This is a genomic window from Candidatus Thorarchaeota archaeon, from assembly GCA_013388835.1.
Taxonomy (GTDB): Archaea; Asgardarchaeota; Thorarchaeia; order Thorarchaeales; family Thorarchaeaceae; genus JACAEL01.
Map to the genome: position 1 here is coordinate 1 of JACAEL010000047.1, position 10135 is coordinate 10135.

General features: G+C 56.2%; 8 protein-coding genes. 3 read left to right on the forward strand and 5 right to left on the reverse strand.

The window, feature by feature from the left end:
* From HXY34_08615 to HXY34_08635, 5 genes are all read right to left on the reverse strand, one after another.
* Positions 1 to 581 (reverse strand): carbamate kinase (locus tag HXY34_08615; GenBank protein ID NWF96192.1); only part of this gene is annotated, 581 nt, incomplete at its 3' end.
* 122 nt (positions 582 to 703) lie between these two features.
* Complete coding sequence (locus HXY34_08620; GenBank protein NWF96193.1) at positions 704 to 1759, reverse strand: hypothetical protein; 1056 nt, start codon at positions 1757 to 1759, stop codon at positions 704 to 706.
* 5 nt (positions 1760 to 1764) lie between these two features.
* Positions 1765 to 2520, reverse strand: a complete 756-nt coding sequence (locus tag HXY34_08625; GenBank protein NWF96194.1) for an enoyl-CoA hydratase/isomerase family protein — start codon at positions 2518 to 2520, stop codon at positions 1765 to 1767.
* A gap of 404 nt (positions 2521 to 2924) precedes the next feature.
* Entirely contained in the window at positions 2925 to 3401 is a 477-nt protein-coding gene (locus tag HXY34_08630; GenBank protein ID NWF96195.1) for a hypothetical protein, read from the reverse strand.
* 211 nt (positions 3402 to 3612) lie between these two features.
* Entirely contained in the window at positions 3613 to 4926 is a 1314-nt protein-coding gene (locus HXY34_08635; protein NWF96196.1) for a tetratricopeptide repeat protein, read from the reverse strand.
* A 117-nt stretch (positions 4927 to 5043) separates the two neighbouring features.
* On the opposite strand from HXY34_08635, the gene HXY34_08640 reads away from it, so the two are divergent.
* The 3 genes from HXY34_08640 (at position 5044) to HXY34_08650 (ending at position 9918) form a co-directional block, all read left to right on the forward strand.
* Positions 5044 to 6039, forward strand: a complete 996-nt coding sequence (locus HXY34_08640) for an NAD-dependent epimerase/dehydratase family protein (GenBank protein NWF96197.1) — start codon at positions 5044 to 5046, stop codon at positions 6037 to 6039.
* Between the two features lie 3 nt (positions 6040 to 6042).
* The gene (locus HXY34_08645) at positions 6043 to 7638 is read left to right on the forward strand and encodes an L-lactate permease (GenBank protein NWF96198.1); all 1596 of its coding nucleotides are present in this window, start codon (positions 6043 to 6045) and stop codon (positions 7636 to 7638) included.
* A gap of 372 nt (positions 7639 to 8010) precedes the next feature.
* On the forward strand, positions 8011 to 9918 hold the full coding sequence (locus tag HXY34_08650) for an FAD-dependent oxidoreductase (GenBank protein ID NWF96199.1): 1908 nt from the start codon (positions 8011 to 8013) through the stop codon (positions 9916 to 9918).
* Positions 9919 to 10135 lie beyond the last annotated feature (217 nt).

Consider the following 10135-nt stretch of genomic DNA (forward strand, 5'->3'; position numbering starts at 1 on the left):
CCGCCACCCCCTACCGCATAGACAACGAACCCATTGTCCACAAGCGACTGTATTGCTGGCAGCTCGATGATCTCCTGAGGCTTGGGCGAAGGTACCACTCTCCGCCAGCCGCATCCGGCATCCTCTTTGACGGTCCATCCCTCCTCCTTGGCGCGTCGTTTCGCCTCTTTCTCATCTAGGAAGCTGCCGATTGGCTTGTCGGGATTCTGGAATGCAGGGTCATCTCTACTGACGCGTACTTGGGTGACCACCCCCACCACATCCTTGTCAACTCCCCTCCTCCGGAACTCGTTATGGAGCGCCTGTTCAATCATATATCCTATGGCACCTTGTGTGTCAGCGCCGCAGACATCCATGGGCACCTCGTGAAGTTCGTGTCTGGCCAGCTCGGACCTTCTGAGAATGAAGCCAACCTGCGGTCCGTTGCCGGAAGTGATTACTACCTCGTAGTCCTTCTCTACCATGTCCGCGATGTGTACGCACGTCTCGGCGAGCGCCCTGTACTGGTCCGGCACAGTCTGTCTGCTCTTGTCCTTTATCAGAGAGTTGCCACCGATTGCCACAACGACCCTGTTGTTCATTCGAATCACCTGAAGAGGCCTCTTCGGTGCTATTGATGGCCAGTTAAAACCGTCGGTTGTCCTTTGACCAAGTCTGCTCATAGCTTCGGTCATCACAAGTCGACTGGTCTCACGGCTAGCCGTCAGCCATAGAACACCAGCTTCACGATGTCAGAGGCGGAGACAAAATCATCCTGCGAAGGTGCTTCATTGAGCAGTTCTTCACCATAGACCAACTGGAACTTCTCTACAAACTCGCTGACCATGTCGAGCAACACTCTGTAGGGCTTCCTCGATATGAGTACTGCATCGAAGTTGTGCCCATGTGAGAACAATATGTGATAGTCGCCAACTGAGAGGGCATTGAGGCCAGTGGCGCTCTGCGTTATCTCCTTGAACAGTTCGCCAACTCCTGCGATTCCCGCTGCGGTCAGGTTTTCATCAACTTCAACGGTGGTCTTGAACTTGTGATGGAACAGGAGGTACCCTCCTGCCCGTATCACATACAGCTCAAGCATCTGGTCCGCCCAGTCGAGCTCGTCAAGGGCGGGTGAACCCAGGATTGCCAGTCCCATCAAGACAAGACCGGTGACCAGCAGGAACGCGCCTCCAACGTACACGCTCTCTCCCAGAGTGGCATACACGAAGTCGCTTCTTCCGAGGTAGCCGATGAATCCGACGAGAAAACCAGCGAGGATGAGGCGAATGCTGGACCGCACACGCCCTGTGGTCGAGGTGACGTAGTAATGGAAGAACAGGGCAAGCACTGCGAATGCAGTCATACTGGCTGCGAGTGCAAGGACCCAGAGGAGTTCTCGCGGCGCGCCTGCGGTGGCGAGGATGATGGCAAGTCCCACCGCTGTAAAGGAGTGCCGGGTATGATACGGCAGGATCTTCTCCAGTGCAAAAAAGAAACCCAAGAGCGCAGTCATCATCGCAAGGTACCCGACCTTTATCCAGACAAGGGTCATAGGATCTGTCAGGAAATAGAAGTCGCTCATGACGAATGAGAACGAGTTCACGGCCATGCCAGCCATGAAGACAGACCATGCGAGGCGTACGTCGACGAGCTTTCTCAGTGGACCGCGATACCAGTCCGCAAGTAGTATTGCGCTAAACAGGAGTGTATAGAACACCACCGCTGAATCAGTGACAAGAATCAGATCCCTTACCAGACCGGGCGTAGGGAATGGAGGCACCACTATCACCCTTGTTTCTGTCTTCTCCTGATGTCCTCACCACTCTCGAGCAGCCACTCCTCTTGGAATACGGACTCCATCTCGGCTGCATCGGTGAGCTTCTCACCGGTGATTCCGTCGACAAGTGTCTTTGTCCTGATGACTATCTTTCGGTCCTTTGCGAGTATGCCTGTGATGAACTCGAGCACGTTCTGCATGAGGTCTCTCTGTGCAACCACTCTGTCGGCGATGCCAATCCTCAGAGCCTCTTCGGCCGTCACGGTCCGCCCAGTGAGGAGTATGTCCTTTGCTCGTGCAGGCCCAACGAGTTGCACGAGATTCGATGTGGCTCCTGAACCGGGGAATATGCTGAGGTCCACCTCTGGGAGTCTGAATGCGGCATTGTCTGTGAAGAATCTAAAGTCGCATGCCGAGGCCAGCATCGCTCCAAAGCCTATTGCGTAACCATTGACCGCTGCCACGGTGATGGAGTTCCTCGCAAACCTGATCATCCTTATCGTCTCTTCCAGGAGCTTGAAAAAGCCCTGCCGTGCTTCTCCTGAGAGCCCTCTGACCATCTCCATGTCAAACCCTGCAGAGAATGCCCTCTCTCCTGCACCCGTGAATACAATCGCGACGACTTCCTTGTCGTTGAGTAGCCCCGCAACGCGCTCCTCAAAGGACACAAGCATTTCCTTTGTGACCGAGTTCAGCTTCTCCGGACGGGAGATTGTCACTATTGCAATCTGGTTCTTGGTCTCGACTCTTATCTCTCCATTCATCTGTGGTTCTCCCTGTCATGTTGATTCATCTGCATCCCAGTCGTTCATATAGGCTTTGTCCAGATGCAGACTCCTGTGGGAACCACGTCACGCGTGAAGCCCGATTGCTGCATCAACTGACCTGTCCAATCATGGGCATCAGTGGCCCGTCTTCATGTCGGGCTCGGCCGTGCTGCCACGGGTTAGCAGCAGCTGTCCAGAAGTGGGACGGTCTTGGACATCGCTGCGTGATGCTATATACCTCCGTGTGGGGACGGAGAGCTCGAGGTCGGCTCGACACCTCACGAGACCTCGAGGAGTGAACCCAGTACCGTCTTCTGGGTGTGACAGGACTCCTGTGTCCAACTCTATGCAACTGAGAATGAACGGTCATGGTCACGATGAGAGTGGACTCTCAGGTGTTCTCACGACTTGGACTTGCAGGCGTCGCACTCTTCGTCAACGTGTTCACAGTGGCTTCGGTGGATGTCGCACAGTGCCCCGGAATCTCTGAGGAGCCTGATGATTCTGTTGATCTCTCTGGTCATGGTCTCGTAGAGTTCCTTCATCTCTGCCTTCTTGTCCCATGCGGCAATCATTGTCTCCGCTGCCCTCTCAATCTCGGGAAGTATCTCCCTCGGAATGGTTATCTGGTCACCACGAGACCTGCTGGACTTCTCAAGCTTGTACTGGGTGATGGCCGGTTCCGTGACTCCCAGCATACTTGCTATCTGCTTCTGTGCTATGCCCTTCTCAATCATCACCTTAGTGAGCTCTCGGCGGATGGCCGGCAGTACATACCAGACCTCGACCTCCTGAGGCATTAGCCATGTCCTTTTCTTCTTCTCCTTCAGTGGACCCCGTGCCCTCTTTCCTTCCCCCTGTTTCCGTGCTGCCGACATGTCATTCACCTAAACGATAGTAAAGGACTTGACATATAAGGATGGCGGCCTGTCTCGCCCTGTCGAAAGAGCCGCGAGTTTTACATTCTGAGTAATGAAGAGGAACGTAGGAAAGACCGTGGAAATGAAAGTGGAAGAGACCCCACTGATGCCGATTCCTGAATCGCACCTGACCGGGGGGCATCAGTGGTCCCCCCGGCCACTGTTTCACTCATCTGAGCGGAGCGGCTCTACGAGCGAGCTCTAGTGCCTTTGCCTTTGCCTTGCCCGCTGCTCCGTGGTTTCCCGTCAATGTCAGGGCATCTGCCGCCTTCTCCAGTCGTGCAGCATCACGATCCTCAAGCTCCACCATCTTGATCAGGACCGACGCCGCTCTCTCCATATGTCCCTCCTTCACGAGGGCCAGTCCGAAGTACAGGAGTGCTTCAGGCGAGTCCGGGTTCATTGTCAGGGCCTGCAAGAGCGCCCTACCAGCTTCTCTGTTCTGCCCTATCTCATAGTAAGACCTGCCCAGGGCGACCCAAGCTTGGAACTTGCCCTTGTCGAACTGAGTGTATCGCGAGAGTATTGTGGCCGCATCTGAGAACTCATGATCTGCATACGCACACATACCCCTTCCGTAGAGTACTTCCTTTGTGACGAATCCCTCGTTTGCAAGACCTTCGAGAAACTGCTTGGCCTCCTTGAACTTCTTCATCTCGACGAGCGCCAGCGCCAGACCGACGCGGGCTTGAACATTGGACTCGTCAAGCGCAAGCGCCTGTCGGTAGGATACCTCTGCATCACGGAACATACCCCGCTTCATTGAGACGTCACCCAGAGTCACTAGCTTGTCTAGTTTCTCAGACTGCTCTGTTCGTTCAGACTTCAAGACTGGTGTCATAATGGTGCCTGTGCCAGGAGCACTCCGCGGTGACTGGTCGTCTGGCATTCTTGGCGTTTTAGTCTCTGCCAGTGGTTGGCACCAGGTTGACTCGCGTGGTTGCTCCACTGAAGTGGGCTGCTTGCTTGAGGCTTGTCGAGATGGCGATGGCGCTTGGGACGGCCGGTCCGTCCGTTCAGGCACTGTCTTCCCTGAACCAGTGTCCGCAGGCCCTGCATCTGCTGGCTTTGCCCTTGTTGTCTCAACCGCCTTGAGCCATGTGGTCTCGACAGTCCGTGCTGTTGTGGTTGACCGGCTAGCGGACGAGACCTGTTCAGCGGGTGCATCCCACCTGACGTGTCCCTCCCTCAATTCGGACCGGAGCCGTGGCCATGTCTTCTTCACAGACGGGTCGAGAGCCAGGAGCCTCTTTCCCCACTTCTCCGCGTCGACCTCTCGTCGCATCTTGAGTAGAAGGATGCAGATCTCCGTCAGAGCCTGTCTGTTCATGGGGTCCTTTTCCACGGCCGCGATAAAGGCCTCAAGTGCTTCGTCCGGCTTCGTGTCCTTGAGTTCCATGCCTCTCTTGAGACACGACTCCACATCCATGCCCCCGGTATCGCGGGTGGTTGCGTCCCCAGTGATCTGTCTGTCGGTGCCCATTCCTTCTCCACCTCTTTGCAGGATGAAGATGCCGTCAGACGCTAATTAGGTTTCCTGAGAACGCTGTGGCAACAGATAAATCCAAGACTGAACTGGCTGCGTGACGAGGTTGTCTTGATGAGAGTGCTCCTCACTGGTGCGACCGGGTTCATCGGCCGCCGACTGGCAAGCCGACTGGTAGATGAAGGACACGAAGTGAAGGCCTTGGTGCGAAAGACCAGTGATAGAAGTGGTCTTCCCCAGAGTGTAGAGCTGAGAGAAGGAGACCTGCTTGACGTTGAGCAGCTTGAGGCAGCTACCAAAGGTGTGGACGCGGTCATGCACCTTGCCGCCTACTTCGACTTCTATCCGAGTGATGTACCACTCCTGTACCGCGTCAATGTCGATGGGACGCGCAACCTCATGAATGCATGTGTGGGCACGGATGTAGAACGCTTCATCTACTGCTCCACGACAGAAGTGATTGGTCCTGTGAGGTCTCCACCGGGCAACGAGGAGTCCGAGCTGAGACCTGCCTTCGACTACTCAAAGAGCAAGGTGATGGCTGAGGCGCTGGTACGAGAGATAACCTCTGATACAGGTCTGGCCCATGTCATCCTGCGTCCGACGGGTGTGATGGGTGAGGGCGACCTGTACACTGCGTACGAGTTGATAAAGGCCCTGAACGACGGCGAGGTGCCCATCCTGCCGGGGGATGGCGAGAAGCACATCATGTACACACATGTTGACGACATAGTCGATGGGTTTGCGAAGGCCTTGACTTCGGAGGGCGCGCTCAACACGACGATGATCCTCTGTCCGGACGCACCGATGAAATACAAGGAGCTGGTGGAGTTTGTGTGTGAGACACTCGGTGTCAAAGCACCGAAGCGGAGCGTCCCCACATCACTCGCCAAGATTGGTATCGGGTTGATGAGCCCCATCAAGAACAGGCACAGGACCACCTTTCTCTGGCACATGCAGACGGTGCAGAGCATGGACGAGGACCGGTGGTACTCGAACGAGAGGGCAAAGCGAGTCCTCGGCTGGTCCCCGAAGCTGACAATGCAGGAGGGCATCAAGCGCTCAATCGAGTGGTACTACGCCAATGGTCATCTTGTACGGAGGAAGTAAGAGTTGGACGGAGCACTGGCGTTTCTGCTGATAGTAGCACCCATCATCCTGGCCTTTCTGATGCTGGCAGTATGGAAGAAGGCTGCGGACACGACGGGTGTTGTGGTGTGGCTTGTGACCGTTATCATTGCGGTGGCTGCGTTCCAGACCGACGTGGGCGTCGCCCTCATCGCGAGTCTTGCAGGAATAATACGTTCGTTCCCCATCTCGCTTATGGTTCTCACCTCGATATTGATGATGACCTACATGCAAGAAGTCGGTGCCCTGCAGAGGCTCATCGTCTTCTTCAAGACACTGGGCGGTGGTAGCAAGCCGATGCAGATCATGGTGATAAGTCTGGGTCTGGGTCTCTTCCTGGTAGGAATCGGCGCGACCCCGGTCTCCATGCTGCCTCCAGTGATGCTGGCAATGGGGTTCAGTCCGTTGGTTGCGGTTGCTCTGCCTGCAATCGGATATGACCCGCTGACGACCTTCGCACTGCTAGCAGTACCAGCTGTTGTCTTCAGAGATGTCTACTCAGCTGTGTCCGGAACGGAAGTGACACTATGGGAGTCTGGTACCGTGTTTGCCTGGTACATGCCCATCGTCACCACAGGTATCGCAATCGCCATGCTCTGGATAGCGGGCGGTCGCAAGCTACTGATGAACCGGGAGGGTATCATGCTCGCCGTCATGAGCGGTGTGACCGCAGGTGGCGTTGCGATCATCATGAACTCCTACTATGTCAATCAGACAACGCTGACGAACGTCTTTGCCGGAGCTGCAGTCCTCGGGGTCCTCTTTGTGTATACGAAACTCCGTCACAGACCGGTCATTGACAGGAGTGTGCTGACGCAGGACGACCTTGCAGTCGAGGCAAGGCTTAGTCTGAGGAGGGCCAGCATCCCGTGGGTGATTCTGGTTGCCCTGTGTCTTGCAACAAACCTCATTGCTCCCGTCAAAGACCTCCTCTTCACACAGCTGGCTCTGCCGGTGACCGTGTTCAGCTACCCTGTGCCAATAAAGACACAGGTGTTATGGCAGGCCTACACGTTGATGTTCATCGCCACAGTCGTGTCCATTCCGTTCTTCAAGAGAGACCGGACAGTCCTGAGAAACACGCTCTCCAAGTTCAGGAAGAGGGCCCCTCGTCCAGTGCTCGCGGCTGCGATATTCTTCGCGATGGCAGAAGTAATGAACTACAGCGGCTACTACATTCTTCCAGCCGGAACATGGGCGGTGAATCTGGACAACAACATGGTCTCCGTGCTTGCGAGGCTTACGTCTCAGACGATTGGGACAGCCTATCCCCTCACAGCAGCCTTTCTCGGACTGCTGGCGGGTTTCGTGTCCGGGTCGGAGACCTCAGCCATTGCGATGTTCACCAAGTACCACTATGAGGCCAGTACCCTCATTGGTGCCAACGCCATGGTGGTGGCTGCCAGCAACGGCATCGGTGGTGGTCTGGCAAGCGTGCTGAGCCCAGCAAAGATTCAGAATGCGGCTGCAGTGATCGATGAGATTGGCATCGAGGGCGAGGTCATCAGGTACGGCGCGGTCGTGGCCATCCTAATGACCGCGGTAGTTGCTATGCTGACATTCCTCATCGCCTTCTCATGATGGAACCGTGTGTGGGTCGTCTCGAAGCGCACTCAAGAGTCCAAGACACATGCGGTCTCAGGTCTGACTCGACCAGCGCGGATCTCTAGCCCGCCATTGTCTGCCTCTCGGGTCCTTTGCTCCGGTGCATCACGCCGGGACACCTATCTGAGCCATACGGCACATGTGCTGTGCTTCTCGATTGAGAGGCATACTCGCCTGAGCGGGTCGAGAAGGTCCGTCGGGTGGCGCGGGGAGAGGCGCGGACGTGGTGCACGCATTGTCCGAGACAGTCCAATGGGCCGTCGGCAACAAGAAGGGAGTAGGGAGCACCAAGTAGCAGGACTTATCTTGGGGGCTAGTTGACACGAGGGCTACGTCTGAGGTGGGCATATGCGTCTTATGGAGTCCGAGCACATCGGCAGACTTGAGCTTGAGAATCGCCTTGTCATGACTGCGACTCATCTGGGATACTGCCAGGATGGTCTGATACCTCGCAAGATGATTGACTTCTACGCTGAGAGGGCGAAGTACAGGCCCGGCCTCATCATCGTTGGCGGCTGCTACACCGAACACCTCGGTATGAGCACCCCTCACATGATTGGAATCAGCGAGGACCGCCACCTAGACGGTCTGAAGGAGCTCGTGACAACCATTCATGGACTGGGCGTGCCGGTGGCGGCTCAGCTCTACCATGCAGGACGGTATGCTCACTCGCTTGTGCTTGGAGAACAGGCGGTGTCTGCCTCCCCGGTGCCATGCCGTCTCACACATGAGACGCCCAGGGCACTCACTGGTGATGAAGTGAGGCGGACGATTGCCAACTTCGGGGCAGCGGCAGCGCGCGCCAAGACAGCAGGCTTCGATGCAGTCGAGATTCTCGGTTCTGCAGGGTACTTGATCAACCAGTTTCTCGCTGAGGCGACCAACAAGAGAACGGACGAGTACGGTGGGGACTTCAAGCGACGAACGCGGTTTGCGCTCGAGGTGGTATCTTCAGTCCGCAAGGCGGTGGGTAGGTCATATCCAGTCATGTATCGGATGAGCGGCGAGGACTTTGTGGAGGGTGGCCTGACCCTCGAAGACAACAAGACACTCGCACCGATGCTTGAAGGACAAGGTGTGGACGCCATCGATGTCACAGGCGGATGGCACGAGACTCGTGTGCCTCAGATAACGATGGACGTCCCGCGAGGCCACTATGCATACCTGGCAGAGGGAATCGCAGAGTCCGTGAGCATTCCGGTGGTTGCGTGCAACAGAATCAACAGCCTCGGCGTGGCTGAGAGGATACTGTCGAGGGAGAAGGTCCGGCTCATCGGCATGTCGAGAGGGCTCATCGCAGACCCGGAGTTTCCTGAGAAGATACGAAGCGGCAGGGTTGACGAGGTCCGTCCGTGCATAGGATGTAATCAGGGTTGTCTTGACAGAGTCTTTACGCTTGGCCCGGTGACCTGCGCAGTCAATGCCTGCGCTGGCTATGAGAGTTCACGAGCACTGCGTACACCCGGCTCGGGCAACATCGCCGTAGTGGGAAGCGGTCCGGCAGGTCTGGAAGTCAGTCGCGTTCTAAGGCTGCGTGGTTTTGATGTGAGTCTCTTCGAGAGTAAGCGCAGTCTTGGAGGTCTTCTCCGACTGGCTGCAAGAGTCCCGGGTCGAGGTGAATTCGCGGCCTACCTGTCCCACATGGAGCGAGAGATCAGGCGTCTAGGTGTACAGGTTCACTTGGGCAGAGAGGTGACATATCATACGGTCTCAGACTACGACTTCGTCGTATGCGCGACTGGGACTGTGCCTGAGGCACCACCAGTTGAAGGAGCCGAGTCCCCCAATGTGACAACGGCTTACGATGTGTTGGCTGGCCCCTCGGTCCGAGTCGGTAAGGCAGTTGTCTTGGGAGGCAATGCTATCGGGTGCTACGCCTCTCTGTTTCTCTCAACATGTGCGGACGAGGTCGAACTCGTTGAGAAGGGCCGTGTGATTGGAGAGGGTCTCGGTAGAACAACCCGTTGGGTGATTCTGCAGGCCATGCGCAACAGGGGCGTTGAGGTCCTCAGTGAAGCAGAGGTCTCTCAGGTGACAAGCGAGTACGTCGTGGTCACAAAGGACGAGGACTTTCAGGTGATATCTTGCGACGTGGTTGTGCTGTCCGCCGGAGCTGTGCCCCACAACAGGCTCTTCAATCAGCTCGATGAGCGGGGTATTCCGTGTGCTCTGGTCGGCTCCGCAAATCACAGTGCGGGTCTGCTTGAGTGTGTCCACTCTGCGTACGACTTTGCCAACCGGTTCAATGTGCCTTGAAAGAGCCGCATTGGATGCGGACCAATGCACCGATGTCGTGGAGCCGAGTTCGGTTTCTTCTGGCGTGGCATTGCGGCCCCGTCCAGATCGCATGGTGGCTGATACCGACTATGGACGCAATGGAAGAGACACGATTGTTGCATGGTTGCAATGCTGTATACTACAGGTGGCAGCACAGACATCTGCCCCAAGACATAGTGAACAACGGAGGGCACTC